Here is a 26161-nt window from a genome sequence, read left to right as displayed (position 1 = left end):
TCGCGCGACGATCATCGCTTTGGACATCCCCCTACGGGGACGGGGTTCACCGCGTCAGAGGGGCCGCTGATCCGTTTTCGGGCCTCGGATCAGCCGTACGTGTCGCCCGGGCCGCGACTTCCGGTGACGCGCAGGCCGCCGCTGGAGCGGGGGCCGTTCTGCGGTCCACGAACTTTTACCTTTTGCACCGTTCCGTCCCCGAGCTCCTCATTCAATCTCCTGACGAGCGTCCTCGCCAGCATCCGCACCTGGGTGGCCCAGGCGGTGGAGTCGGCGACCACCACGACCTCGCCCTCGGCGAAGGTCTCCGGCTTGGTGTGGGCCGCCATGTCGGCGCCGACGATCTCGTGCCAGCGACCGAAAACCCCGCCGATCGCGGCGGGCTGCTCCCAGCCGCGATCGGACAGCAGGTCGGCGATGGCCCTGCCGAAGAGTTGGGGGTCGCCGGAGTCCCTGCGCGCCCCCGACGCCCTGCGCCTCGGCTCGCGGCGGGGGAGCTGTCCCCGCCTGGCGGCGTCCGACTTGGCCTGGGCCAGCTTCTCCCTGGCCAGCGCGGCCCCCTTGGCGGCCGCGCTCCTCGCCGATCCGGCGGCCGCTCCGTCCGCCCCCGTAGCGCCCGCACCGCCCGGCGCGGGTGCCGTGCCGCCCGCGCCATCCGGGTCCGGCGAACGGGGGTCGGGCCCGCCCCGCTCCTGACCACCTCGCGCGGCGCCGCGCCGTCTCGGCTCCGGGGCCCGCGGTCCGGGCACCGGGCCGCCCGCGCCCTCTCCACCGTCATCGGACACGGGCCACGCCCCCCTCGGTCACGTCGAAACGGCTTCCGGCCAGCTCCCCGGGCACGTCGTCGGGGACCGCGGCGGTGATCAGCACCTGTTCCGCGGGGGCGACCATCTCGGCCAGGCGGCGCCTGCGCCTGTTGTCCAGCTCGGCGAAGACGTCGTCCAGGATCAGGACCGGGTCGCCGCCGTCGGCCCTGAGCAGGTCGTAGGCGGCCAGCCTGAGCGCCAGCGCGAACGACCACGACTCGCCGTGGCTGGCGTAGCCGCGCGCCGGCAGCTCGCCCAGGCCGAGGAACAGGTCGTCGCGGTGCGGGCCGACGAGGGTGACGCCGCGTTCGAGCTCGGAGGCGCGGACCTCCAGCAGGCAGGCCCGCAGCCGCTCCGCCAGCTCGGCGCGATCGGTCCCGGCGTCCGGGGGCAGGGTGCCGCGGTATTCCAGCCCCGCGGGGGCGGAGCCGGGCGCGAGCGAGGCGTACGAGGCGGCGACCAGCGGGCGCAGCGTCTCGACCAGCTCCAGCCTGGCCGCGAGCAGCTCGGCGCCGTGCGTCGCCAGGTGGGCGTCCCAGACCTCCAGGGTGCTGAGCGGGTCTCCCGCCCCCGCCTCGGCGAACGCGGCGTCGCTCTCGGCCCGCCGCGCGCTCCGGCTCCGTCCGGAGCCCCGCCTGGCCTGCGCGGCGGTGCGCAGCAGGGCTCCGCGCTGCTTGAGCACCCGGTCGTAGTCGGCGCGCACCCCCGCGAACCTGGGCGTCCTGGCCACCAGGAGGTCGTCGAGGAACCGGCGCCGCTCGGAGGGGTCGCCCTTGACCATCGCGAGGTCCTCGGGGGCGAACAGGACCGTGCGCAGCAGGCCGACGACGTCGCGGGGGCGGGAGACGGGCGAGCGGTTCAGCCTGGCCCGGTTGGCCCTGCCCGGATTGATCTCCAGCTCGATCAGCGCGCGCCGGTCGTCGCGCACCACCGAAGAGCGGACGATCGCCCGCGCCGCGCCCTGCCGGACCAGCGGCCCGTCGTTGGCGACCCGGTGGCTGGCCTGCGTCGCCACGTATCCCAGCGCCTCGACCAGGTTGGTCTTTCCCATGCCGTTGGGCCCGACGAAGGCCGTGACCCCCGGCTCCATGCCGAGGTCGACGGTTTCGTAGGACCGGAAGTCGGTCAGGGAGAGATGGGCGACATGCACCCCAGGAAGATTAGTCGGCCCCGTCCGTCACCGGGGCACCCCGCGTCCGTACGGCTCGCGCCCTGTGGAAAAGGTATGGCGCGAGCCGCAGGGGGACGGGGGGTCAGCCGGCCGCCTCGACCGGCGGGGTGACGTCGGCGCCGGGGGCGTCGGCGCCCTTCTCTGCCGCGCCCGCCTTGGAGGTGACCGCGTGGCCGCCGAACTGGTTGCGCAGGGCCGCGACGACCTTCATGGCCGGCGAGTCGTCCTGGCGGGAGGCGAACCTGGCGTACAGGGCGGCGGTGATGACCGGCAGCGGGACCGCGTGCTCGACGGCGGCCTGCACCGCCCAGCGGCCCTCGCCCGAGTCCTGCGCGTAGCCCTCCAGCTCCGCCAGGGACGGGTCCTCGTCGAGCGCGCGGACCATCAGGTCGAGCAGCCAGGAGCGGATGACCGTGCCCTGCCGCCAGCTCTTGAAGGAGCCGGCCACGTCGGTCACGATGTCGGAGGCCTCGAGCAGCTCCCAGCCCTCGGCGAAGGCCTGCATCATGCCGTACTCGATGCCGTTGTGGACCATCTTGGCGAAGTGGCCGGCGCCGACCGTGCCGGCGTGCACGAAACCGTCCTCGCCCTCGGGCTTGAGGGTCTCGAAGATCGGCATCGCCCGCTCGACGTCGGCCTTCTCGCCGCCGACCATGAGCGCGTAGCCGTTCTGCAGCCCCCAGACGCCGCCGCTCACGCCGCAGTCGACGAAGCCGACGCCCTTGGCCGCGAGCTCGGCGCCGTGCTTCTGGTCGTCGACATAGTGCGAGTTGCCGCCGTCGACGAGGAGGTCGCCGGGCGACAGCAGGCCGCCGAGCGCCTCGACCGTCGCCCGGGTCGGGTCGCCGGAGGGCACCATGACCCACACGGTGCGCGGCGCCTGGAGCCGCTCCACCAGCTCCTCGAGGCCGGAGACGTCGCTGACCGCGGGATCGCGGTCGTACCCGATGACGTCGTGGCCGCCGCGGCGCAGGCGCTCAGCCATGTTGCCGCCCATCTTGCCCAGCCCGACCATGCCGATCTGCATACGAGACCCCCTTCAGGGTTTCATCATTCACCTACGCCAGGCGTGCCCGCGCAAGCCTTACCAACTCGGCGTTCCCGCCGACGGGGTCACCCACAGGGCTGTGGAGGACGTCCTCCAGGCCGATGCGCGTGGCGAGTCCAGACTGCCCCGCCTCGTCCAGGAGAATCCAGGCGGGGTCCCCTTCACCGTGGAGAAGTCGCGGACCGGGGACGCCCAGCTCGGCGAGGCGGTCCAGAACGGCGCGCGCCCGGGAGACGGCGGTTTCCGCGGGGCCGCCGAGGATCTCGACGAGCACCCGCACGCATTCCAGGCCGGTCGCGGCGAGCGCGTCGGCGTCGTCCACCGACCAGACCCCGGCCTCCACCCCCACCCCGAGCCGTCGCAGATCATGCCACAGGGCCTCGAAGCCGGGTTCTGAGAGGTTCACCGAGGCGAAGTCCGGCAGCTCGCCGGAGGCGAGCGCGGCCCAGCCGCGGACGGCGTCGCGCCGAGTGTCCACATCCCCGCCGGTTATCCACAGCCCGGTGCTCACCCCCACGGGGAGGCCGGGGCAGGCCTCGCGCACGGCGCGTACGGCCGCCCCGATGTGGGCGGCGCTGAGCGACTCGCTGCCCGCCTCGTCGCGCGGATGCAGGTGAACGGCGTCCGCACCCGCCCCACGCGCCTCACGGGCCGCCTCAGCGAGCTCCAGGGGGGTCAGGGGCAGGGCAGGGTGGTCGCCGGGCCTCCTGGCGCCGTTCAAGCATGCCTTGAGCCACGTCGCCCCCTCCCGCCGCCCCGTCGCCCCGCCGCGCGTCTCCGCGCCTCCGCCCGCCGCCGTTCTCGGCGCGGGATCACTTCCGGGACCCGTGGGGGGATTCACCGCGGGATCCACCGGGTGATCCCCCGCGCCGGGCCGTCGCGGGGCCTCCATCAGCTGGACAGGCGGATGGGCATGATCAGGTAGCGGTAGTCGGGAACACCGCCGTCGTCCGCGGGCTTGCCACCGGTGAGGATGGCGGGCTTGGTGGACGTGGTCATCTGCAGGCGGGCCACGTCGGAGTCGATCGCGCCGAGCCCCTCCAGCAGGAACTGGTGGTTGAAGGCGATGTTGATGTCGTCGCCCTCGAAGTCGACCGGGAGCACCTCGACCGCCTGCGCCTCGTCGCCGCTGCCCGCCTCCAGGACGACCTCGTCGCCGCGGAAGGCCAGCCGTACGGGCGTGTTGCGCTCGGCGACCAGGGCCACGCGCTTGACGGCCTCGACGAAGGCGGCCGTCGGCAGCTCCGCGCGGGCGGAGAACTCCGTCGGCAGCAGCGAGCGGTACTTGGGGAACTCGGGGTCGAGCAGCCGGGTGGTGGTGCGGCGCCCCGCGCTGGAGAAGCCGATCATGCCCTCACCGGTGCCGCCCGCGGAGCTCATCGCGATCTCGACCTCGGCGCCGGTGCCGCCCAGGGCCTTGGCCGTGTCGGCGAGGGTCCTGCCCGGGATCATCGCGATCGCCGAGAAGTCGGGCTGGCCCGGCTGCCACTTCAGCTCCCGTACGGCGAGGCGGTAGCGGTCGGTCGCCGCGAGCGTGACCGTGTCGCCCTCGATCTCCACGCGAACGCCGGTGAGCATCGGCAGGGTGTCGTCCTTGCCCGCGGCCACCGCGACCTGGCCGACGGCCGAGGCGAACACGTCGCTGCCCACCCGGCCGGCGGCGGGGGGCATGGTCGGCAGGGAGGGGTAGTCCTCCACAGGCATGGTCAGGAGTGTGAACCGGGCGCTGCCACAGGTGACGACCGCCTTGGCTCCCTCCACCACGAAATCCACAGGCTGTGCGGGAAGCGCCCTGGTGATCTCGGCCAGGAGCCTGCCGGAGACGAGCACCACGCCCGCCTCGCCCGTCTGCAGTTCGAGGGTCACCTCGGCGGAGACCTCGTAGTCGAAGCCCGAGAGCTTGAGCTGCCCGTTCTCCGTGACCTCAAGACGCATGCCGGCCAGCACCGGCACGGAGGGACGCGCCGGCAGGCTGCGCGCCGTCCATGCGACCGCCTCAGCGAGCACGTCTCGGTCGACCCGGAACATCACGTGGATCCGCCTCCTGTGTGTCGAGCGCCATCCGCTCGGTGCCTGGGGTTCAAGTGTTCACTGTCGCGCACCTGCGCTCCCTCGGAACCCCTCTTATGGCTCTTGGGTTTCCTAGTTAGAGATACAAGTGGCCTTCGTATTAGGGGCTGTGGATACTGTGGAAAGCCATTGTTTCCGCAGGTCAAGTGCTGTTTTTTCATCCACCGGGGCTGTGGGTGGAGACTGTGGACAACTCTTGGGGCTGGGGAGAACCTCGGAGTACACACAGGCCGTCCCCAGATTCGGTGCCCTCTGTCCCCAAGTTTTCCACGAGGTTTCCCCAGGTTATCCACGGGGTAGGAGGTCGTTTTGTCCTTGTGGAAAACTCTCCCCACAGGGCGTCCCCAGGTTATCCACGAGTTGTCCCCAGGTTGTCCCCAAGTTCTCCCCAGGGTTGTCCACATGCGCCGAACAACGTTCGGACCAGCGGGTTTCCGGATGATCATGGTTCGACACCCTGGAGCCTCCCCGGCCCCGGCGAACCGTTGATCCACAAGGTTTTCCACAGCCTGTGCATCACTGGGTGAAAAACCTCATCATCCATTGCGGGACTGCTGCTTGATCCGGGTCGTCAGCTCGTTGACCTGGTTGTAGATCGAGCGTCGCTCGGCCATCAGGGAGCGGATCTTCCGGTCGGCGTGCATGACCGTGGTGTGGTCGCGGCCGCCGAACTGCTGTCCGATCTTCGGCAGCGACATGTCGGTCAGCTCTCTGCACAGATACATGGCGATCTGGCGGGCGGTCACCAGCACCCGCGAGCGCGACCCGCCGCACAGGTCGTCGATCGACAGCCCGAAGTAGGCGGCGGTGGACGCCATGATCGTGGCGACCGTTATCTCCGACCCCGCGTCCTCGGTGATCAGGTCCTTGAGCACGACCTCGGTGAGCTGCAGGTCCACCGACTGCCGGTTCAGGCTCGCGAACGCGGTCACCCTGATCAGGGCGCCCTCCAGCTCGCGGATGTTGGTCGAGATGCGGCTCGCGATGTACTCGAGCACCTCGGGCGGAGCGGCCAGGCCCTCCTGGATCGCCTTCTTGCGCAGGATCGCGATCCGGGTCTCCAGCTCGGGCGGCTGGACGTCGGTGATCAGACCCCACTCGAACCGGTTGCGCAGCCGGTCCTCCAGCGTGACCAGCTGTTTCGGCGCCCGGTCGCTGGAGATGACGATCTGCTTGTTGGAGTTGTGCAGCGTGTTGAAGGTGTGGAAGAACTCCTCCTGCGTCTGCTCCTTGCCCTCCAGGAACTGGATGTCGTCCACGAGCAGGATGTCCACGGCCCGGTAGCGACCCCGGAAGTTGTCGGCCTTGTGGTCGCGGATGGAGTTGATGAAGTCGTTGGTGAACTCCTCCGAGCTCACGTATCTCACCCGCGCGCCGTCGTAGAGGCTCTGGGCGTAGTGGCCGATCGCGTGCAGCAGGTGGGTCTTGCCCAGGCCCGAGTCACCGTAGATGAACAGGGGGTTGTACGCCTTGGCCGGCGCCTCGGCCACCGCGACCGCCGCCGCGTGCGCGAACCGGTTGCTGGAGCCGATCACGAAGGTGTCGAAGGTGTACTTCGGGTTCAGCCGGGCCGGCTCCCCCTGCGTCCGGCTCCCGCGGCCGTCCCACCTGTTCTGCACGCCACCGGCGCCGCCCGCGGCGGGCACGGGGGGCGCGCCGCGGTCGAACGAGTCGGGCTCGGGCCGCGGCGGTGACGGCTGCGGGGTGTAGCCGCGGCCGTATCCGGGGCTCTGCTCCCCCTGCGCGGGCGTCTGCGAGGGCTCCGCGGGCAGGTACGGCTGGGGAGACTCCTCGCCCTGCTGGTACGGGTAGGAGAACGGCTGTGCCTGTGGATAGTCGGTGGACGGCTGCGTGGGCTGGTTGCCCCCCGGATAGGGGTGCTGGAGCCCGGAACCCCCGTGGTGCTGGGGCGGAGCGGGCTGTGCATAACCCTGCCGGTCCCCGCCGGCCTGTGCATAACCCGGCGGCTGGGCCTGGGGATAAGCGTCCTGGCGGGGGGTGAGCCCGGACTCGGGACCCGCCGCGCTGGGGTCGACCATGACCGCCACCCGCATCGGGCGGCCGAACTCCTGGGAGAGCGCCTGGCTGATGAGCGGACGAAGCTTGTTCTCCAGGACATCTCTGGCGAAATCCGTGGGTGCGGCGAGCACCACGGTGTCGTTCATGAGGCCGAAGGGCCGGGTCATGTTGAGCCAGACCCGCTGCTGGGACGGGACGTTCTCGTTCAGGGAGTTCTCAAGAGCCCTCGCCCAGACCGCGCTGAGGTCCGTTCCGTCCATGGTCCGGCTCCCCTCCTCCCGACGCGGCCCGCTGGCCCACCGCGATCTGTTTATCCACAATGGTGGCCGCCGGGCGCACCGGATCTCGTCGTTGTCCACATGCCGGGAGTCCCGTGGCCCCGTCGTGGGCGCCATACGAAATCCACATCGAATCCACAGGCTGTGCACAGCCCGTTACCTGCGGTCCGACGCGTCCTCGCAGCGGAGAGAGGGTCTGGAAGGGCCGACAGTAGCCCTGTCCACAGCTGTGTACAAGACGTTGTCCACAGCCTAGTGGCGTACGGGAGGGACGGAGCGCACATCCTGTGGACGGCGAGGCGCCGGTGGATAACGTGCCTGTGGAAACGTGGATAACCTGTGTGCGCGTGCTTCGGAACACTCTCCGGTTTGACCTGGGACACGCCTGACCCGTAACGTACGACGGTCGGCTTGCCACGCGGCGGCTATTTCGCATGCCCCGCATCCGGCAAGCCAGCCACTGTCGAGCGTCCCCATGTGCTGGGGATGCGTCTTGAGCCTGGAGCCCACTCGTGAGCAAGCGTACTTTCCAGCCGAACAACCGCCGTCGTGCGAAGACCCACGGCTTCCGGCTCCGCATGCGCACCCGCGCCGGCCGCGCCATCCTTGCCGCTCGCCGTCGCAAGGGCCGCGCCGAGATCTCCGCCTGACGCATCCGTTGCGCCCGGTTCGCCGGGCCTAGGCAGTAGCGCCCGTCGCCCGCCGGCATCGCTGCCGGCGGGCGACGGGCGTACCTGCCCAGGGTCACCAAGATCTCTCGTGCTGCCGTCCGGGTCCCGCATGCGCCGGGGCGACGAGTTCGCCGGCGCGATCAGAAGGGGAAGCCGAGCAGGCCGCCCCACCCTGGTCGCGCACCTTGGCATGCGCTCTGACAGGGACACTCCCCCCCTGGTCGGATTCGTGGTGAGTCGTGCCGTAGGAGGCGCGGTCATCAGAAATCGGGTTAAACGTCAGTTGAGACACCTCATGCGAGACCGTCTCGACCGGCTTCCGAGAGGTAGCCTGCTGGTGGTGCGCGCCAATCCACCGGCCGCGTCCGCGCGAAGCGAGCGCATCGCCGCCGAACTCGACGTCGCGCTGGATCGTTTACTCAGGCGGCTGGAGCCCCCCGGGGCTCGCATGGATGGGCGATGATGACGGCGCAGCAGACCGCTGGAATTTCTCCGGCTGCCAGGATCCTGATGGCTCCGATCCGGTTCTACCGGGCCTTCGTGAGTCCTCTGCTGGGTCCCCGTTGCCGCTTCCACCCCTCGTGCAGTGCCTACGGCCTCGAGGCCGTGGCCGTTCACGGCGCGCTGCGCGGCACATGGTTGACGATCCGGAGAATCGGGCGTTGCCACCCATTCCATCCCGGAGGCTTTGACCCGGTGCCCCCGCGCCCGGGCCGGTCCGACGAAACGCAAGGGAGCTAGCTCGGTGGAGCTGTCCTGGCTGAACTGGCTGTACACAGCCGTCGCCCATGTAATCACCTGGATTCACCAGGGCTACAGCACCTTCATCCCGAAGGACAGCGGGCTCAACTGGGCGCTGACCATCATCACGCTCACCGTGCTGATGCGGCTGCTGATCTTTCCGCTCTTCCTCAAGCAGATGCGCTCGTCGAAGAAGATGCAGGAGCTGGCGCCCAAGGTCCAGGAGATCCGCAAGCGCTACAAGAACGACAAGCAGCGCATGAACCAGGAGGTCATGGCGCTGTACCAGGGGCAGGGGGCCAACCCGCTGGGTGGCTGCCTCCCGATCCTGGCGCAGTTCCCGATCTTCATCTCGATGTTCACCGTGCTGCAGGCCATGGCCGCGGGCCAGGCCAAGTTCGGGATGTCGCAGGACCTCGTCAACAGCGCCCGGGCCGCGCACATCTTCGGCGCCCCCATCCCCGCGACGTTCTTCACGAGCTCGGCCGACATCATCAAGCTGGACGCCGACCCGATCATCACCAAGGTCGTGCTCGCCATCTTCGTGGCGGTCAGCTCGCTGACGACCTTCCTCACCGTCCGGCAGAGCGTGACCCGCTCGATCGCCCAGATGCCGGACAACCCGATGGCGCAGCAGCAGAAGATCCTGATGTACGTCTCGCCGCTGTTCGCGATCTTCTCGCTGAACTTCCCTCTCGGCCTGATCCTCTACTGGGTCACCACGAACGTCTGGACCCTCGGCCAGCAGCACTGGTTCTACAGCCGTAACCCCTCCCCGGTGGTCGACGCCAAGGGCAACGTCACGACTCCCGAGCCCAAGCCGAGCCTGCTGAGTAAGGTCAAGAAGACCGCCCCCGAGCCCGAGGCGCCGCCCGTGCCGGAGGCCAAGGTGATCCGACAGCAGCCCACCCGCCAGCCCCGCAGCAAGCGGACCGGTAGCAAGAAGTCCTGACGTCTCATCCCGACAGCACGAAGGAGTGGCCGGACGTGACCGAGGCCGAGGCCGAGAAGGAGCCCGCGAAGACGGCTCCCGATCTCGCCGCCCTGGAGCAGGAAGGCGAGATCGCGGCGGACTACGTCGAGGGTCTGCTCGACATCGCCGACATCGACGGTGACATCGACATGGATGTCGAAGGCGATCGCGCCGTGGTGTCGGTCGTCGACATCAAGGGCGGCGACCTGGTCGGCCCCAACGGCGAGGTGCTGGAGGCCATCCAGGAGCTGACCCGCCTCGCGGTCCACCGCCAGACGGGTGAGCGCTCGCGCCTGATGCTCGACATCGGCGGCTACCGGGACCGCCGCCGGAGCGAGCTGAGCGAGCTCGGCACCAAGATCGCGGCGGACGTCAAGCGGAACGGCGAGCCCAAGTCGCTGCAGCCGATGACCCCGTTCGAGCGGAAGATCGTGCATGACGCCGTCGCGGCGGCGGGCCTGCGGAGCGAGTCCGAGGGCGAAGAGCCCCGCCGTTTCGTGGTGGTGCTTCCCGTTTAACGCCTCTTGGCGATGGCGTGGGCCGGTAGAGGCCGCCGCCCCCGGTTCCCCGGGGACGGCGGCCTTTTTCGTGGGCCGCTCTCTTGGCCCGCTTTGTGGGACCTTTTCGTGGGCCGCTCTCTTGGCTCGCTTCGTGACCCGCTCTCGTGGCCCGTTCTCGCGGACCGTACGGCGCGGACCGTACGGCGCGGACCGCTCTCGTGGCCCGCGCCGTACGGACACCGTCCGGGCCGCCGCGTCCCGGGGACCTCTGCCCGCGTGTGCCCCGGGATGCCGCTTCGCGGCGCCCGGGAAGGCCGCGGCGCCCACCACACGATCCGTCCGGCACCGCCGCACGCGTCGCACGGCATCGTGTCCCGCGCGCCCGCGGCGGCGTCGCCACCCCGTGCTGTACGACGGCGCCGAAGCGGGCCGTTAGCCTTGAGATCGGCCTGACCCCGATATTTCCGAGGGAAGAGTGAGCATCGAGTGAGTGACCAGATCCCCGAACCGCCCGAGGTCGCGCGCGAGGTGTTCGCCGGCGACGCCTGGGCCAGAGCGGAGGCCTTCGCGGAGCTGCTGGCCGGTCCCGGGGTGGTGCGCGGGCTGCTCGGCCCGCGGGAGGTGCCGCGCATCTGGGACCGCCACCTGCTCAACTGCGCGGTGATCGCCGAGGCCGTGCCCACCGGCGTGCGCCTGGTCGACATCGGTTCCGGTGCCGGCCTGCCGGGCCTGGTCCTGGCGATCGTACGGCCCGACATCACCGTCACCCTCCTGGAGCCGCTCCTTCGCCGGACGGTCTTCCTGGAGGAGTGCGTGGAGTCGTTGAAACTCGACAACGTCGAGGTCCTGCGCGGCCGGGCCGAGGAGTTCGCGGGCAGGCGGGAGTTCGACGTCGCCTCCGCTCGCGCGGTGGCGCCGCTCGATCGCCTGCTGAAATGGGCGCTGCCCCTGCTGCGCGAGGGGGGTGAGCTGCTGGCCATGAAGGGCGAGCGTGCCGCCGAGGAGTTGGCGGACGCCGAGCCGCAATTGCGGGCGAGTGGGGTGCAAACCGCCGAGCTTACATCGGTCGGGCACGGTAAGGTCGAGCCGCCCGCAACTCTCATCCGAGTGGTCGCCGGTCGGGCTCCCGAAGGAGCGCGGAAGGCCTCTCGCCGGAAGGATCGTGCCTCGCGAGGCAGGTAAGCGCGAGGTCACCAGGTAAACCGAGCAAAGCGAGTACGAGGCCAGTGAACGACCGTTCGAGTGCGATCGCCAGCGCGAGGAGCGGTCTCGGCTGGCCCGAGGTTCCCGCCGTTTTGCCCCATGGACGCCTTTCCGGTCTGGGCTGGCCGGCAGCGGCACCCGGTGCCGTAGTCAGGCCGGTTGAAAGGAAGACGACCGTGACCCAGACCCCCCTTAATCCCGGCGACTCGCCGCTGGTACGAGAGGCACTCAGCTCAGTGGTTTCACGTGAAACATCGGCCCAGAAGACCGCCGCCACCCCCGGAGGTTCCACCGGGGTCCGGGACGGTGACTGGCCTCGCCCTTCCAAGACCCGGATCTTCACCGTCCACCACGTCGGTCAACCTGGCCGCGGCGCTGTCCATGCACGGCCAGCGGGTGCTCGTGGTCGACCTCGACCCCCAGGGAAACGCCTCGACGGCCCTGGCCGTCGAGCACCGCGGTGACGTACCGGACATGTACAAGGTGCTCGTGGAGGACCTGCCGCTCGCGGAGGTCGTGAAGGAGGTCCCGGACATGCCGGGCCTCTACTGCGCTCCCGCCACGATCGACCTGGCCGGCGCCGAGATCGAGCTGGTCTCCATGGTCGCCCGCGAGGCCCGTCTGCAGCGCGCGCTGGCCGCGTACGACGCCGTCGAGTTCGACTACATCCTCATCGACTGCCCTCCCTCGCTCGGCCTGCTGACGGTCAACGCGCTGATGGCCGCGAACGAGCTGCTGATCCCCATCCAGTGCGAGTACTACGCGCTGGAAGGCCTCGGCCAGCTGCTGAGGAACGTGGATCTGGTCCGCGCCCACCTGAACCCCACGCTCGACCTCTCCACCATCCTCATGACGATGTACGACGGGCGCACCCGCCTCGCCTCACAGGTCGCCGACGAGGTTCGCTCCCACTTCGGCGCGACGGTGTTGAGCACGCTGATCCCCCGAAGCGTGCGTGTCTCCGAGGCTCCGAGCTACGGTCAGTCGGTCATGACGTACGATCCGGGCTCCAGTGGCGCGATGGCCTACATGGACGCCGCCCGCGAGATCGCTTACCGCGGTGCGGCCGTATGAGCACCGCGAGTCCCGTGGCCGCGGCCACGGGCATGTCAGTGAGTGCGACACCTTGAGTCTCGGGAGGGGCAGTGAGTAAGCAGCCGAGAGGGCTGGGCAGGGGACTGGGGGCGCTCATCCCCACGGGTCCGGCCGTCGTCACGGAGACGCCCGTGTCGATGACCGTGACCATGGTCGCCCCCGAGCCGGTGGTGCCGGAGCAGCCGGGCCCCAAGCCGGTCATGGGGGCCTACTTCCTCGAGATCCCCGTCGACGACATCGCACCCAACCCGCGCCAGCCCCGCGATGTCTTCGACGAGGAGGCCCTCCAGGATCTGGCCGCCTCGATCAGCGAGGTCGGCCTGCTCCAGCCGGTCGTGGTGCGGGCCACGGGTGAGGGGCGCTACGAGCTGGTCATGGGCGAGCGCCGCTGGCGCGCCTCCAAGCTCGCCGGGCTCTCCGAGATCCCCGCGATCGTGCGGAACACCCAGGAGGACAAGCTCCTGCTCGACGCGCTCATCGAGAACCTCCAGCGCGAGCAGCTCAACGCCCTGGAGGAGGCGGCGGCCTACCAGCAGTTGCTCGACGACTTCGGCGCGACCCACGAGCAGCTCGCCGCCCGGATCGGCCGTTCCCGCTCGCACGTGACCAACACGCTGCGCCTGCTGAAGCTGCCACCCGGGGTTCAGCTCAGCGTCGCGGCCGGGACGATCAGCGCGGGCCACGCCCGAGCCCTGCTCCGGCTGGACGACCCCGCGGCCCAGGAGCGTCTCGCCCGCCGGATCGTGGCCGAGCTGCTCTCGGTCCGCGCGGTCGAGGAGATCGTCGCCGTGGGCGACGCCAAGGCGGCCCCGGCCCCGGCTCCGCGTGCTCCCCGGGCGAAGCCTGACGAGGAGCCCGCCCTCCGGCATCTGGCCGACCGCCTCTCCGACCGCTTCGAGACTCGGGTGAAGGTCGACTTCGGCCGTCGCAAGGGGCGCATCGTGGTGGAGTTCGCGACCATCGACGATCTGGAGCGCATCATCGGCACGATGGCTCCGGGCTCGCTGCAGGCGATGGAAGGATGATCGAACCGGCTCCGGAAGCCCGGGAAGGCGAGCCCGTGGCGCACCCCCCGGGCCGGTGAATCTCCCCCGAGGCCCCTTCCGGGATGGCTGCCTTCCGGGACGACCCCCGGCGGCCGACCTTCCCGGACGGTTCCCCGACGACGAACGGCCTCCCTGTTTCACGTGAAACAGGGAGGCCGTTCGCGTCCTCCCCGGCTCGCGTGTACCGGTCGCTCCCGTGTCTCGGTCGTTCTCCCCGGCCCTCTCCGGTTCAGCTGGTTCGACCGGACTCCGCCCCCGCTCCGCCGGTCTCGTCTTCCCTCGGCTGCTTCCCGCCCATACGCGGCCCTTTCCCCGCCTTCGGCCTTCCCTCGTCCCGCTTTCCCCGCCGCCACGTCCTTCCCGCCTCTCGCATCCAGGTGCCCGGGACTCGTCCACCGCCCTGTGCTCGCCGCACGGCGTTACGGTGATCGACTGGGCTCCTGCCCCTTGAGACGCGTTCAACGCGTACGCATGCGCGGTTCCAGGGACGTAGAGCCCGCTTCGACGAGACCGCCGCGCGTGGAGTACCGCATTCCCGGCGGGGGCTTTTCGCGAGGCTGGCGGCCGCATCTCGCGGCCGTCTCGTCAGGTGGTCTCGCTGTCGTCATCGTGGAGGCGGCGTCGTTTCACGTGAAACATGAAGCGGTGGGGCATGCGAGCCGGACTCCGGCAAGGCGGGGGTTCCTTGATGAGGAGGAATCGAGGAGCGGCCGGAAAGACCGGGGGCGGAGCCCACGCCCATGAAGAACGGCCGAGATCTTGACGTACGGGAGAAGGAGAGCGGCTTTGGAGGCGGCGGCCGGTGTTTCACGTGAAACGTCGCCGGCTCTGGAGCCAGGCCGTTTCACGTGAAACAGATGCCGTTCAGGGGCCGGGGTTCTCCTGAACGGCAAGACGGATGTCGGCGACGAAGGCGTCGACGTGCTCGGGGGTGGTGTCGAAGGCGGTCACCCAGCGGACCACGTTCTCGGCCGCGTCCCAGACATGGAAGAGATAGCGCTGCTGCAGTTCCGCGATGGCCTTCTCGGGGAGGGCAGGGAAGACGGCATTGGACTGCACGGGATAGCGCAGGGAGACGCCCGGGAGGTCGGCGACGCCGTCGGCCAGGCGGTGGGCCATGGCGTTGGCGTGGGCGGCGTTCTCGCGCCAGAGGTCGTCGGTGAGGAGGGCGGTCAGCTGGGCGGAGACGAAGCGCATCTTGGAAGCGAGCTGCATCCCCTGCTTGCGCAGGAACAGTGCCGGGGAGTCCAGCTCCGGGCGGAGGACCACGAGCGCCTCGGCACCCATGGCGCCGTTCTTGGTGCCCCCGAAGCTGAGCAGGTCCACACCCGCGTCCGTGGTGAGGGAGCGGAGCGAGCAGCCGAGCTCGGCCGCCGCGTTGGCCAGCCGGGCGCCGTCCATGTGCAGGAAGAGGCCGTGCGCGTGCGCGAACTCCGCGAGCTCGGCGATCTCGTCGGCGGTGTAGCAGGTGCCGCACTCGGTCACCTGGGAGATGGAGATCACCCGGGGCTGGGAGTGGTGCTCATTCCCCAGCACGGACAGCTCGCCGCGGACGTCGTCCACGGAGATCTTGCCGTCATCCGTGGGGAGGGTGACCAGTTTGGCGCCCAGCACGCGTTCCGCGGCACCGCACTCGTTGGTGTGGATGTGGGCGGTGGCCGGGCAGAGCACCGCGTCGTACGCCCGAAGCACGAGTCCGAGGCCCACCACGTTGGCGCCGGTGCCGTTGAACATCGGGTAGGCGGTCGCGCGTGCGCCGAACTCGGCGCGGAAGGCGTCCTCCATCGCGGTGGTCCAGGCGTCCCCGCCGTAGGCGAGGGCGTCTCCGGTGTTCGCTTCGAGGATGGCGGTGAGAACCGCGGGATGCACGCCCGCGTGGTTGTCGCTGGCGAAGCTCTTGGGGAATGGGGTGGAGGTCAGCACACGGCCAGCGTAGGGGGAGGCCCGGCCCGCCCGCCGATCAGGTCCGCCGACTCATCCGCCGATCAGGTCCGCCGACTCATCCGCCGATCAGGTCCGCCGACTCGTCCGCTGACCAGGCCCACCGACTCGTCCGCTGACCAGGCCCACCGACTCGTCCGCCGATCAGGCCCGGCATCATGCCGGCCCGGCCCGCGCCCGCGGTGTGGTTCACGCGGGGGAGCCGGGCGAGAGGTCAGGCGCCGCGGGCGGCGGCCTGTTCCAGGAGAACGCGGCAGAGGGTGCCGAGGTCCTCCCCTGCGGCCTCCGCGGCCATGGGGAGGAGGGACGTCTCGGTCATGCCCGGGGCGACGTTCACTTCGAGGAAGTAGGGCAGGCCGTCCGCGTCGACGATCAGGTCGGTACGGGAGATGTCCCTGAGTCCGAGGGCGGTGTGCGCGGTCACGGCCATTTCGGCGCAGGCCGCCGACGCCTCGGGCGACAGGCGTGCCGGGGCGAAGAACTCGGTGTGCCCTGCGGTGTAGCGGGCCGCGTAGTCGTACACGCCCTCGTTGGCGACGATCTCCACGGGGGGCAGTGCCATCGGCCCGCTCCCGAGGTCGACCACCGAGACGGCGACCTCGACCCCCTGGATGCAGCGCTCGATCAGCGCGGTGTCACCGTAGGCGAAGCAGCCGACCATGGCGGCGGGGAAATCCTCGGCACTGCGGACGATCGACGCGCCGAGCGCCGAGCCGCCGCGGGACGGCTTGACGAACAGGGGAAGGCCGAGGCGGTCCACGATGCGGGCCAGCACCGCGGAGGCGCCGAGGTCGTGGAAGGTCTCCTTGGGCAGCGTCACCGACTCGGGGGTGCGCAGCCCGACGGAGCGGACGACGGTCTTGGCGGTGGGCTTGTCGTAGGCGACCCGGCAGGCGTCGGGGCCGGCGCCGACGTACGGGACGGAGAGGAGTTCGAGGACCGAGCGGATGGCGCCGTCCTCGCCCGCCCCGCCGTGCAGGGTGACGAAGACCGCGTCCGGCGGGTCCGCGAGCACGGCGGGAACCAGCGACGCGTCGGTGTCGCGGGTCTCCACGGAGACGCCCGCGCCGCGCAGCACCTCGCTCACCCGCCGGCCGGAACGCAGCGAGACCTCCCGCTCGTAGGAGAGCCCGCCCGCCAGGACGAGCACATGGCCCAGGTCACTCATCCGACATACCTCTCGTCAAGGCCCGCTCCGAGCCTGTCCTGTCGCTCTCGTCACGCGCGGTCCGGCTGTTCCGGCGAACCGGATCGATCACCGCGCACCGGCGCAGGAAGTCACCGTACGGTACCGGCGGGGAGGAGCTCATGCCGGAGGTGCCCCGCGGCACGGAGCACCTACCGGGTGTCAGGGCGTGGCGGGGTCACGCGAGGTCGGGTCCCGGAGTGTCGATCCCGGCGCGCTCGGTGGGCGAGCCGGTCCCGAAGGTGTCGCGGACGCGGAGCTCCTGCCCGATCACCCCGGCCAGCCGGCGGACGCCCTCGCGGATGCGCTCGGGCTCGGGGTAGCAGTAGGAGAGCCGCATGTGCCGCGCGCCGCCGCCGTCGGCGAAGAAACCGGTGCCCGGTACGAAGGCCACCCGCTCGGCGACCGCGCGGGGCAGGAGCGCCTTGGAGTCGAGCCCCTCGGGGAGGGTGGCCCAAACGAAGAACCCGCCACCGGGGCGGGTCCAGGTGACGCCGTCGGGCATCAGGGCCTCGAGCGAGGAGAGCATGGTGTCGCGGCGCTCGCGGTAGAGCTCCCTGAACGACTTGATCTGCTCGCGCCAGGGCTGGGTGGCGAGATACTGGCCGACGGCCAGCTGCGTGAAGGAGGAGTGCGACAACACCGCGGACTCCATCGCCAGCACCAGCTTCTCGCGGATGGCGTGCGGGGCGAGGGCCCAGCCGACCCGGAAACCGGGGGCCAGGGTCTTGGAGAACGAGCCGAGGTAGACGATTCCGTCGGCGTTGTCGGCGCGCAGCGTCCGCATGGGATCGCCGTCGAAGCCGAGCATGCCGTACGGGTTGTCCTCGACGATCAGCACGTCGGCCCGCTGGCAGATCTCCAGGACCTGCTGCCTGCGCGCGACGCTGAGCGTCACGCCCGCGGGGTTCTGGAAGGTGGGGATCGTGTAGAGGAACTTGATCCGATTGCCCGCGCTCTTCAGGGCGTAGATGGTCTGGGCGAGCGACTCGGGGATGATCCCCTCGCTGTCCATCGCGATATGGATGACCTTGGCCTGGTAGGCGGAGAACGTGCCCAGGGCTCCGACGTAGGAGGGGCCCTCGGCGAGCACGACGTCGCCCGGGTCGATGAAGATCCGGGTGATCAGGTCGAGGGCCTGCTGGGAGCCGACGGTCACGACGACGTCGTCGGGGTTGGCCTCGATGCCCTCCATCCGCATGACGTCGCAGATCTGCTCGCGCAGGTGCGGGTCGCCCTGCCCCGAGCCGTACTGGAGCGCGACCGGGCCGCGCTTGGCGATCAGGTCGGCGACCAGCTCCCCCACCACGTCCAGGGGGAGGGCGGTGACGTACGGCATGCCGCCGGCGAGCGAGACCACCTCGGGCCTCGACGCGACGGAGAAGAGAGCTCGCACCTCGGAGGCGACCATCCCGGTTGCCCGTGCCGCGTAACGGTCGACGTAGGCGTCGATGCGCGAGCCTTGGGTCGGGGCGATGGTCTGACCGTGTTCGTTGTCCTGGGGCACGGTCCACCTCCTAGGTAGTGTGGAGCGCGAGCGCTCATACTAGAGAAACCAGGTTACGTCAGGGGTTGCAGTCGTCTGCGTGTGGGGACGGGACCTCCTGAAACCAGGACCCGCACTGGGCTACGATGCCAGCTGGAGACGCCGTTTTCGCGCGTTTTTCGCCATGGCTTGCACTCGTCTCGCCAGGATTGGGGCCAACAGGTGTCGCGTCGGCTGGCAAACGTCACCCTCGACAATCTCGACGACCTGCCGCGCCGCTGCCGCCGGTGCGTCTTCTGGGAGCTCGATCCCGTCAACGCGGACCGGGCCGTGAAGGCCGGTGATCCGGGACTGGAGAAGGAGGCCTGGATCTCCTCCACCCTGCTGGAGTGGGGAAGCTGCGGAAAGATCGTCTATGTGGACGGGGTGGCGGCCGGCTTCGTGCTCTACGCGCCGCCCCACTACGTGCCGCGCTCGGTGGCCTTCCCGACCTCGCCGGTGAGCGCGGACGCGGTGCTGCTGATGACCGCGCACATCATCCCGGAGTTCTCCGGGGGCGGCCTGGGCCGGATGCTGGTCCAGGGCGTGGCCAAGGACCTGACCCGGCGCGGGGTGCGGGCGATCGAGGCGTTCGGCGACCTGAAGTGGGAGCAGCCGGGCGCGTGCCTGATGCCCGCCGACTACCTGCTCTCCGTGGGTTTCAAGACGGTCCGCCCGCACCTGCGTTTCCCCCGCCTCCGCCTGGAGCTCAAGAACGCCGTCTCGTGGCGTGAGGACGTCGAGGTGGCACTGGAGAGGCTGCTCGGGTCGATGAGTCCGGAGAGGGCGCTGCGGCCCGTCTGAGACCCTCTGGAGCCCGTACGGCATGCGTGGGGACCGAGCCGCGCCCTCCCGGGCCCGTGAGCCTGCCTTCGAGGCCCGTGAGCCTGCCGCCGGGGTCCGTAGGCCCGGCTCCGGGAGTCGTGAGTCTGTCTCCGGGAGTCTCGCGAGCCCGCCCGGCGCGGCGCGTGCAGGAAGCCCTGGGCGTGCGCCCTGTACGGGTGCCCGGTTCATGTGAAAGCCCCCCGCGGTGAGACGGGGGGCTTTCAGTGGGTGGGTGTGCCGCTCGGAAGCGGGTGATACGGGCGGACGCCGTGGGGGACGGCCGACCCGCAGGGGGCCTAGATGATGCCCTCGAGCTCGCGAAGCAGCATGGCCTTCGGCTTGGCGCCGATGATCTGCTTCACAACCTCTCCGTTCTTATAGACGTTCAGAGTGGGAATCTGGAGTACGCCGTAGTTTGTCGCCGTTGTCGGATTCTCGTCGACGTTCAGCTTGACGACGGTGAGCTTGTCGGCCTGCTCGCCGGCGATCTCCTCCAGGATCGGCGCGACCTGGCGGCACGGGCCGCACCATTCGGCCCAGAAGTCGACGATCACGGGCTTGTCGCTCTTGAGGACGTCGGCGTCGAAGCTGGCGTCGGTCACGTGCTTGATGGTGCCCAAGGTTCCTGCTCTCCCTCTTGTCTGAGGACGTGTTCCTGATGACCTTGCCGATGGGTGACCGGTGTGCGCGCGGTGCCGTCCGGCGGGGGTGCGACGCGCGCCCGAGGCCTGCCTCGCGGGGGCGTCACACCCGGCCGTGCACCCTGTCGTCACACGCCGTCGTCACACGCCGTCGTCACACGCCGTCGTCACGCGCCGTGGTGCTCGGCCAGCCAGCGCTCGGAGTCGAGCGAGGCGGCGCACCCGGTGCCGGCGGCGGTGATCGCCTGGCGGTAGGTGTGGTCGACGACGTCACCCGCGGCGAAGACGCCCTCCAGGTTCGTGCGCGTCGAGGGCGCCTCGACCTTGATGTAGCCCTCGTCGTCCAGCTCCACCTGGCCCTTGACCAGCTCGGTTCGGGGATCGTGGCCGATCGCGATGAACAGCCCGCTGGCCGCGAGCTCCGCCTCCGCGCCGGTCTTGAGGTTGCGTACCCGCACCCCGCTCACCTTGTTCTCGCCGAGCACGTCGACGACCTCGCTGTCCCACAGGAAGTGGATCTTCTCGTTCGCGAACGCCCGATCCTGCATGATCTTGCTGGCGCGCAGCTCGCCACGACGGTGCACCACCGTCACCGAGGCCGCGAACCGGGTCAGGAAGATCGCCTCCTCCATCGCGGTGTCCCCGCCGCCGACGACCACGATGTCCTGGCCGCGGAAGAAGAACCCGTCACAGGTGGCGCACCACGAGACCCCGTGGCCCGACAGGCGCTTCTCGTTGGGCACGCCCAGCTCGCGGTAGCCCGAGCCCATCGACAGGATGACGGACGTGGCGTAGTAGGTGTCGGTGGCGGTCTTGACGACCTTCGGGTTGGCGGCCAGGTCGACCTCGACCACGTCGTCGGCGACCAGCTCGGCGCCGAACCGCTCGGCCTGCTTGCGCATCCCGTCCATCAGGTCCGGGCCCATGATGCCGCCGGGGAAGCCTGGGAAGTTCTCCACCTCGGTGGTGTTCATCAAGGCGCCACCCGCGGTGACCGACCCCTCGAAGACCAGCGGATTCAGCTCGGCACGCGCGGAGTACACCGCGGCCGTGTAACCCGCGGGTCCCGACCCGATGATGATCACATTCCGGACGTCCATCAGCGCTCGCGCCTCTCCCTCTGTCGATGCCACCGGCGTCAACAGATCCTAGGCGCCGCTGATTCCCGCCCGGCGCGGTGACGGATCCCCCGGTGGAACCGGAAAGCCCGGCACGGACGAATCCATGCCGGGCACCCACGGTGGAAGCGAGGGTTTTGGCGGCGGATTACCCGCCGCGGATCACCTCGGGATCCTTGTCGCCGGCCTGTCACCGGTCATCCCTCGGGATGCTTGTCACCGGTCGTCCCGGGTGTTTCGCCGCCGGCCGCCCCGGGTGGCCTGTCGAGGTCACCCGGGGCCGCACCGCCGGTCACTTCCAGCGTGCGAGGCCTGGCTTCCGCACGTCGTCACACTGCGGGCCCACGACGTGGACGCGCACCGTGTTCTTGGCCTGGTCCTGCCAGAAGAGCAGGATGTTGGCCTCCTGCCCGTTGTAGAACCCCTGGTCCACGGCGAAGGGCGAGAGGCCGACCTGCGCCGAGACCTGCCGGACACACTTGTCGATCCCCGAGTTCTCGGTCGTCCCGAGGATGGTCCCGGGACCGATGTAGTCGAGCAGCGAGCCGCGAAGCTCGGCGTCGGTGTAGTTGTAGTTGCTGTCGGTCAGCGCGTACTGAATCGTGTCCGCCGGCACGGGCTGAGCGAGAGGCGCGGGGGACGGGCCGGACGCCGTCAGCGTCCCGGCTGCCAGCGCGGTCGCGCCGATCACCGCCGCCGCCACGCCCGCCGCCGCGGCGGGCATCGCCCACCGGCGCCGCAGGTTCGCGCCGCGACGCCTGGCCGGGGCCGCCGGGACCACGGTGCCGTCGTCGCCGACGACCCCCAGCCGCACCGGCTCGAGCTCAGGCTCCCGCTGCGGGAGCGGGGCCCGCAGAGGGGTCGTCTCCCATGGCGCCGGTTCTGCGGGAGAGGACGTCTCCCACGGCGCGTCACGCATTATGTCGTCCCAGGCCGGTGCTTCCACCAGGCCCACTCCACCTCCACGGAAGCTGTCTGCCTCAGCGGCCAGTGCGCGGTCGATCCTCAGCGCGACTCCCATCGGCATCGCCGGTGTAGGAGTCGCCGCCAGCACCTCACGAACTGCCGCGAGGTCGGCGAGGCTCTCACCACAGGGATCGCAGATCGCGAGATGCTCGCGTACCCGCATGGCCGTGGCGGCGTCGAGGAGCCCCTCGGCCAGTTCGGCCAAGATCTCCAGGTCGTAGTGCGTATCACCCGTCACGAAGTTCTGCTCCCTTCGCGGATGAGACGCGAGACAGGTCTGATCGGTTCCGCAAATGGGAAAGAATCGGGGCGAGTTTCGCCCTTCCGCGAGCGCACCGGCTCTTCACCGTGCCGCTCGGCACCTCCAGCACCTGGGCCGCGTCCTCGACCGAGTAGCCCATCATGTCCACGAGGACCAGCGCGGCGCGCTGGTCGGAGGGCAGCAGCTTCAGGGCCGCCGAGACCTCCATGGACACCTCGCGCTCGGCCGTCTGGTCGAGCACCGGGGTCTCGCGCTCAGCGGCCTCGACGAGCTCGTCGTCGGCCACCGGGCGCACCGATTTCCTGCGCATGCGGTCGAGGCAGGCGTTGACCACGATGCGATGCAGCCACGTGGTCACCGCCGCCTCGCCGCGGAAGCTCCCGGCCTTGCGGTAGGCCGAGACGAAGGCGTCCTGAACGGCGTCGGCCGCCTCGTCGGGATCGCCCAGCGTGCGCAGGGCGACCGCCCACATGCGGTCTCGATGTCGCTTGACTATTTCACTGAAGGCGTGCGGATCCCCGGCGATGTGCCGGGTGAGCAGGTCGGCGTCGGACACGGGGGCCTTCGCCGTCTGCTCGTCCGCCGCTGGCGGGGTCTCGGGTGGGGAATTCACAAGGAGAGTCCTGCTATACCGATCCGGGGAGAACACCTCTACGGGATAGATGGTGCCACGGATTCTCCGATGATCTGCAAGAAGCCGGGTAAAACAGATCAAATCGGAGCGGTGTCACTTGGTCGCGAGGACCTTCATGTCCAGCACCTGGCCGCGGAACTTCCCCTGGTAAGTGGGCATCTTGGTGAACCAGACGAGCACGTAGCGGCCCTTCTTCGGGCTCTCCGCGGTGAACGTCTTCTTGCCGGAGACTCCGTTGATCTTCTGCAGGACGGACAGGTCGTCCAGCTGCGGGGAGTCGCCGACCCTGAGTTCCACGGTGCCTCCCGAGGTGCTGCCGAAGTTGACCGTCACCTGCTTGACCGGGACGCTCTCGCCCATGTCCAGCAGGAGGCCCACGCCCGTCTTGAGCCGGCCGAAGTCGGCGGAGTCGTACGACTCGGAGTGCCAGTCGGTGGACTCCTTGCCGTCGGTCGCGTTGACGGCCAGCTCGCCGCGCTCCTCGTTGTCGCCCAGCGGGTCGAAGCCGGTGACCGAGGAGGGCTTCACCTCCCGGGTGCCGACGGCCGCGGTCGGCGTGGGCGTGGTGCTCTCCTCGCCGGGCGCCGGGGTGCCGGCGTTGCCGATGCTGCGGCCGAGCGTCCAGGCGCCCAGGCCGACGGCCACCATCACCAGCAGCACGACGACGGTCATGGCGACCTTGTTGACCATGCCGCCGCCCGTCTGGCGGGGCATCGGGTGGTGCTGGTTCTGGTGGTGGTGCTGCTGGGGAGGGGGCGTGTGGCGCTGGGGCGCCGCGGTGTCGATGCCCTCGGAGCGGGAGGCCGCCACCGGCAGCGCCGTCATGGGCATCGGCGTCGGCATCGGCAGGGGACTGGGCCGCGACACCGAGGCCAGGGCCTCGGCGACCTCGGCGGGCGTGGTCAGCGGTTCGAGCCCGCGCCTGGTCTCCGGCAGCAGCGCACGGCAGACGATGGCGTCCAGGTAGCCGGGAACACCCGCGGTGACCTGGCGCGGCGTGCAGAAGTGCCCGTCGCCCATGGGCGCGACGGGCAGGCCGCCGCCGTCCTGCTCGTCGCCCGGCCAGTGGCCGGTCAGCCCGGCGTACAGCAGGCGGCCGAGGCCCTCGGCGTCCTCGCGGGCGGGGTCGTCGCTCGTCACGTCGTCCAGGACGGCGTCGACTCCCAGGCCGAGCAGCTTGACGGTGCTGCCCGCCGTCCACACCAGGTGCTCGGGGGTGAGGCAGAGGTGGGCGAGGTTCGCCTCGTGCGCGTGGGCCAGCGCCTCCGCGGCCTCGGCGACCATCGCGGCGGCCCGCTCGGGGTCGAGCGGCCCGTTCGCGATCATGTCGCCGAAGGACTCGCCGCTCACCCACTCGCTGACGACGTAGGAGTGGCCGTCGTCCTCGGTCGCGTCGAAGACCTGGGTGAGGCGGGGGTCGGTCAGCCGGCTGGCCACCCTGGCCGCCGTGACGACCTCGTTCAGGCGGGGGAAGTCGGGGTCGAAGGTGTGGACGGCGACGGGCCTGGCGAGCACCTCGTCGATGGCCTTCCACAGCGTGGCACCGCCCGACTCGTGGACGCGGTCCTCGAGCCGGAAACGCTCGGCCAGCTTGGTGCCGGGCTCGACGGCGGGGGAACTCACGAGGACCCCGTACCTGAGAACACGACAGCACCATGCCCGGTCAGCACATCACGACACATCACACGATGCTGGGTGGATCCGCCCACGCCCTCCTGCTTCCATTAGCCGCATGTCACCACACGCGTCGCACCATGGTAGTCCCGCGCCGGTTCCGCCCGTGTTCGTCTTGTCAGACGTTTGAGACAAGTCTTTGGGTTACCGGCCTACCCGTCCTGCCACCATTCCAACGATCGAACTCACCTCGGGGATGCGCATCCGGTGGGCGATCGCCAAGTAAAGAACCATACCGAGTCCGCCGCCCACCGCCAGCATGATGGCCGCGCTCAGCGCGTCCAGCCCCGTGAGCTCCTGCGTGAGCCACAGGACGCCGAGCGCGAGCGCCGCCGAGGGGAGCGCGGCCACGTACATCCGGGACAGCCCGGCGGCCACCCTGCGCCCCGCCAGGCCCCCCACGCGGCGCGCCGCCAGGATCCAGGCGACCGCCGCGCCGACCACGTAGGCGACGGTGAACGCGAAGGCCAGGCCCATCACGATGTACCGGGGGGGCAGGGTGTAGTAGGCCACGAGGCTGAGCGTGGCGTTGACCGCCACGTTGCCGAGGGCGAGGAAGGCCGGGGTGCGGGTGTCGCCGAAGGAGTAGAAGACGCGCAGCAGCAGCTGGAAGATCGAGAACGGCACCAGGGCCAGCCCGAAGACCTGCAGCACGTTGCCGATGTGGACCGCCGAGTCGACGGTCATGTTGCCCCACGAGAAGATCAGCACGGTCACCGCGGGGCCCAGCACCATCAGCAGCAGCCCGGCGGGCACCAGCAGCACCGACACCAGCCGCACCCCCGAGGCGAACTCCTCGCGGACCGTGTCGAGCTGCCCGTCGGCCACCCCCCGGCTCATCCTGGGCAGCATCGCGGTGATCACCGAGACCGCGATGATCCCGTACGGGAGCTGGAAGAACTGGTAGGCGTAGGCGTAGGCCGAGTTGCCGGCACCGGGCGCGCGCTCACCCGCGCCCGAGGCGAGCTTGGTGGTGATCAGGAAGCCCAACTGGCTGATCCCGACGTAGGCGAAGGTCCAGGACGCGATCCGGCCCATCTCGCCGAGACCGGCGTTGCGCAGGTCGAACCGGGGCCGGAAACGGAAGCCGACCCGGTGGAGCGCGACGATCAGCACCACGCACTGGGCCACGATGCCGGCGGTGGTGCCGAGCCCGAGCAGCAGCAGGTCGCCGTCCGTCACGGTGTCGATGTCGGTGCCCGAATCGCCCAGTTTCACGTAGTAGACGATCGCGACGCCGATCATCACGATGTTGTTCAGCACCGGCGCCCACATGGGCGCGGCGAACCTGTCGCGGGTGTTGAGGATCGCGCCCGCGATCGCGCCGATCCCGAAGAAGGCGATCTGCGGCAGGATGTATCGAGCCAGGGTGACCGCGACCTCGGTCTTCTCCGTGCCCCAGTCGGCGCTGTAGAGGCCGATCAGCGGCCTGGCCAGCGCCACCGCGACCAGCGCCAGCAGCGTCAGCACGACGACCCCGAGGGTCATCAGGCGCTGCTCGTAGGCCCGGCCGCCGTCGGGGTCCGACCTCTGCCGCCTGACGATCATCGGCACCACGACGCTGCTCAGGATCCCGCCGATGAGCAGGTCGAACAGGATGAGCGGGATCGTGTAGGCCACGTTGTAGGCGTCGCCCAGCGCGAAGGTCCCGATGGCCGCCGCGAGCACCGCCGTCCGGACGAAACCGGTGACGCGGGAGACCATCGTCCCCGCCGCCATGATCGCGCTCGCGCGCAGGACCCTGCTCATGCGCTTTCCTTCGCTAGGT

Annotated in this window: 24 protein-coding genes; 9 read left to right on the top strand and 15 right to left on the bottom strand. The window is 70.2% G+C overall.

Going from position 1 to position 26161, the window contains the following annotated elements; all coding sequences use genetic code 11:
- Nucleotides 1-89: 89 nt before the first annotated feature.
- The 6 genes from ACTOQ1_RS26385 to dnaA all read right to left on the bottom strand — a co-directional run bounded on the left by ACTOQ1_RS26385 (nt 90) and on the right by dnaA (nt 7374).
- Nucleotides 90-785, bottom strand: a complete 696-nt coding sequence (locus ACTOQ1_RS26385) for a DUF721 domain-containing protein (RefSeq protein ID WP_440070686.1) — start codon at nt 783-785, stop codon at nt 90-92.
- Nucleotides 775-1956, bottom strand: coding sequence for a DNA replication/repair protein RecF (recF, locus tag ACTOQ1_RS26380; protein ID WP_362838073.1), 1182 nt, complete (start codon nt 1954-1956; stop codon nt 775-777). Before recF ends, ACTOQ1_RS26385 begins: the two co-directional genes overlap by 11 nt.
- 103 nt (nt 1957-2059) lie before the next feature.
- On the bottom strand, nt 2060-3004 hold the full coding sequence (gene gnd, locus ACTOQ1_RS26375; RefSeq protein ID WP_440070685.1) for a phosphogluconate dehydrogenase (NAD(+)-dependent, decarboxylating): 945 nt from the start codon (nt 3002-3004) through the stop codon (nt 2060-2062).
- A gap of 31 nt (nt 3005-3035) precedes the next feature.
- Complete coding sequence (locus ACTOQ1_RS26370) at nt 3036-3866, bottom strand: 3-keto-5-aminohexanoate cleavage protein (protein ID WP_440070684.1); 831 nt, start codon at nt 3864-3866, stop codon at nt 3036-3038.
- 50 nt (nt 3867-3916) lie between these two features.
- Nucleotides 3917-5056, bottom strand: coding sequence for a DNA polymerase III subunit beta (dnaN, locus tag ACTOQ1_RS26365; protein ID WP_440070683.1), 1140 nt, complete (start codon nt 5054-5056; stop codon nt 3917-3919).
- 575 nt (nt 5057-5631) lie between these two features.
- Entirely contained in the window at nt 5632-7374 is a 1743-nt protein-coding gene (gene dnaA / locus ACTOQ1_RS26360) for a chromosomal replication initiator protein DnaA (protein WP_440070682.1), read from the bottom strand.
- Nucleotides 7375-7904: 530 nt separating this feature from the next.
- On the opposite strand from dnaA, the gene rpmH reads away from it, so the two are divergent.
- The 8 genes from rpmH (at nt 7905) to ACTOQ1_RS26320 (ending at nt 13600) form a co-directional block, all read left to right on the top strand.
- A complete protein-coding gene (rpmH, locus tag ACTOQ1_RS26355; protein ID WP_329088117.1) occupies nt 7905-8042 on the top strand; it encodes a 50S ribosomal protein L34 in 138 nt (45 codons plus the stop codon).
- Between the two features lie 109 nt (nt 8043-8151).
- Entirely contained in the window at nt 8152-8526 is a 375-nt protein-coding gene (rnpA, locus tag ACTOQ1_RS26350; protein WP_440070681.1) for a ribonuclease P protein component, read from the top strand.
- Nucleotides 8523-8804, top strand: coding sequence for a membrane protein insertion efficiency factor YidD (gene yidD / locus ACTOQ1_RS26345; RefSeq protein WP_425583256.1), 282 nt, complete (start codon nt 8523-8525; stop codon nt 8802-8804). The genes rnpA and yidD overlap by 4 nt, the downstream gene beginning before the upstream one ends.
- Nucleotides 8805-8808: 4 nt before the next feature.
- Nucleotides 8809-9756: a membrane protein insertase YidC gene (gene yidC / locus ACTOQ1_RS26340; protein WP_440070680.1), complete on the top strand. Its 948-nt coding sequence runs from the start codon at nt 8809-8811 to the stop codon at nt 9754-9756.
- Between the two features lie 35 nt (nt 9757-9791).
- Nucleotides 9792-10295 carry a Jag family protein gene (locus ACTOQ1_RS26335; RefSeq protein ID WP_344744242.1) on the top strand — a complete coding sequence of 168 codons (504 nt, stop codon included), beginning with the start codon at nt 9792-9794 and terminating at the stop codon, nt 10293-10295.
- A 468-nt stretch (nt 10296-10763) separates the two neighbouring features.
- Nucleotides 10764-11459: a 16S rRNA (guanine(527)-N(7))-methyltransferase RsmG gene (gene rsmG, locus ACTOQ1_RS26330; protein WP_440070679.1), complete on the top strand. Its 696-nt coding sequence runs from the start codon at nt 10764-10766 to the stop codon at nt 11457-11459.
- Between the two features lie 327 nt (nt 11460-11786).
- Complete coding sequence (locus ACTOQ1_RS26325; protein ID WP_440070678.1) at nt 11787-12554, top strand: ParA family protein; 768 nt, start codon at nt 11787-11789, stop codon at nt 12552-12554.
- A gap of 71 nt (nt 12555-12625) precedes the next feature.
- A complete protein-coding gene (locus tag ACTOQ1_RS26320) occupies nt 12626-13600 on the top strand; it encodes a ParB/RepB/Spo0J family partition protein (protein ID WP_440070677.1) in 975 nt (324 codons plus the stop codon).
- Nucleotides 13601-14485: 885 nt separating this feature from the next.
- Here the strand turns inward: ACTOQ1_RS26320 and ACTOQ1_RS26315 are convergent.
- The 3 genes from ACTOQ1_RS26315 to ACTOQ1_RS26305 all read right to left on the bottom strand — a co-directional run bounded on the left by ACTOQ1_RS26315 (nt 14486) and on the right by ACTOQ1_RS26305 (nt 18159).
- Complete coding sequence (locus ACTOQ1_RS26315) at nt 14486-15544, bottom strand: threonine aldolase family protein (RefSeq protein WP_440070676.1); 1059 nt, start codon at nt 15542-15544, stop codon at nt 14486-14488.
- A 232-nt stretch (nt 15545-15776) separates the two neighbouring features.
- Nucleotides 15777-16730, bottom strand: coding sequence for a D-alanine--D-alanine ligase family protein (locus ACTOQ1_RS26310; protein WP_440070675.1), 954 nt, complete (start codon nt 16728-16730; stop codon nt 15777-15779).
- A 196-nt stretch (nt 16731-16926) separates the two neighbouring features.
- Nucleotides 16927-18159: a PLP-dependent aminotransferase family protein gene (locus ACTOQ1_RS26305; protein ID WP_440070719.1), complete on the bottom strand. Its 1233-nt coding sequence runs from the start codon at nt 18157-18159 to the stop codon at nt 16927-16929.
- A 297-nt stretch (nt 18160-18456) separates the two neighbouring features.
- Here ACTOQ1_RS26305 and ACTOQ1_RS26300 point away from each other — a divergent pair, with 297 nt between their 5' ends.
- Entirely contained in the window at nt 18457-19077 is a 621-nt protein-coding gene (locus ACTOQ1_RS26300) for a GNAT family N-acetyltransferase (RefSeq protein WP_326646217.1), read from the top strand.
- 317 nt (nt 19078-19394) lie between these two features.
- Here ACTOQ1_RS26300 and trxA read toward each other — a convergent pair whose 3' ends face one another.
- The 6 genes from trxA to murJ all read right to left on the bottom strand — a co-directional run bounded on the left by trxA (nt 19395) and on the right by murJ (nt 26142).
- Nucleotides 19395-19718, bottom strand: a complete 324-nt coding sequence (gene trxA / locus ACTOQ1_RS26295; protein WP_362688192.1) for a thioredoxin — start codon at nt 19716-19718, stop codon at nt 19395-19397.
- A 188-nt stretch (nt 19719-19906) separates the two neighbouring features.
- Nucleotides 19907-20842, bottom strand: coding sequence for a thioredoxin-disulfide reductase (trxB, locus tag ACTOQ1_RS26290; protein ID WP_440070718.1), 936 nt, complete (start codon nt 20840-20842; stop codon nt 19907-19909).
- A 307-nt stretch (nt 20843-21149) separates the two neighbouring features.
- The gene (locus tag ACTOQ1_RS26285) at nt 21150-22061 is read right to left on the bottom strand and encodes a zf-HC2 domain-containing protein (protein WP_440070674.1); all 912 of its coding nucleotides are present in this window, start codon (nt 22059-22061) and stop codon (nt 21150-21152) included.
- Nucleotides 22051-22698, bottom strand: a complete 648-nt coding sequence (gene sigM, locus ACTOQ1_RS26280; protein ID WP_329088091.1) for an RNA polymerase sigma factor SigM — start codon at nt 22696-22698, stop codon at nt 22051-22053. The genes ACTOQ1_RS26285 and sigM overlap by 11 nt, the downstream gene beginning before the upstream one ends.
- Nucleotides 22699-22812: 114 nt before the next feature.
- Nucleotides 22813-24342 (bottom strand): protein kinase family protein, encoded by a 1530-nt coding sequence (locus ACTOQ1_RS26275; RefSeq protein WP_440070673.1) that lies wholly within the window; start codon nt 24340-24342, stop codon nt 22813-22815.
- 195 nt (nt 24343-24537) lie between these two features.
- Nucleotides 24538-26142, bottom strand: coding sequence for a murein biosynthesis integral membrane protein MurJ (murJ, locus tag ACTOQ1_RS26270; RefSeq protein WP_440070672.1), 1605 nt, complete (start codon nt 26140-26142; stop codon nt 24538-24540).
- Nucleotides 26143-26161: the final 19 nt, after the last annotated feature.

The sequence above is a fragment of the Streptosporangium sp. OZ121 genome (assembly GCF_051918885.1).
GTDB lineage: Bacteria > Actinomycetota > Actinomycetes > Streptosporangiales > Streptosporangiaceae > Streptosporangium.
The sequence above is the reverse complement of the archived record's forward strand: the minus strand, read 5'-3'. Positions and strand labels throughout refer to the sequence as shown.

Bases quoted from the DNA above. Each gene is read 5' to 3' on its own strand.
- gnd (WP_440070685.1), bottom strand. From the start codon at position 3,004: ATGCAGATCGGCATGGTCGGGCTGGGCAAGATGGGCGGCAACATGGCT.
- dnaA (WP_440070682.1), bottom strand. From the start codon at position 7,374: ATGGACGGAACGGACCTCAGCGCGGTCTGGGCGAGGGCTCTTGAGAAC.
- yidD (WP_425583256.1), top strand. From the start codon at position 8,523: ATGATGACGGCGCAGCAGACCGCTGGAATTTCTCCGGCTGCCAGGATC.
- ACTOQ1_RS26310 (WP_440070675.1), bottom strand. From the start codon at position 16,730: ATGAGTGACCTGGGCCATGTGCTCGTCCTGGCGGGCGGGCTCTCCTAC.
- ACTOQ1_RS26305 (WP_440070719.1), bottom strand. From the start codon at position 18,159: ATGGTCGCCTCCGAGGTGCGAGCTCTCTTCTCCGTCGCGTCGAGGCCC.
- murJ (WP_440070672.1), bottom strand. From the start codon at position 26,142: ATGAGCAGGGTCCTGCGCGCGAGCGCGATCATGGCGGCGGGGACGATG.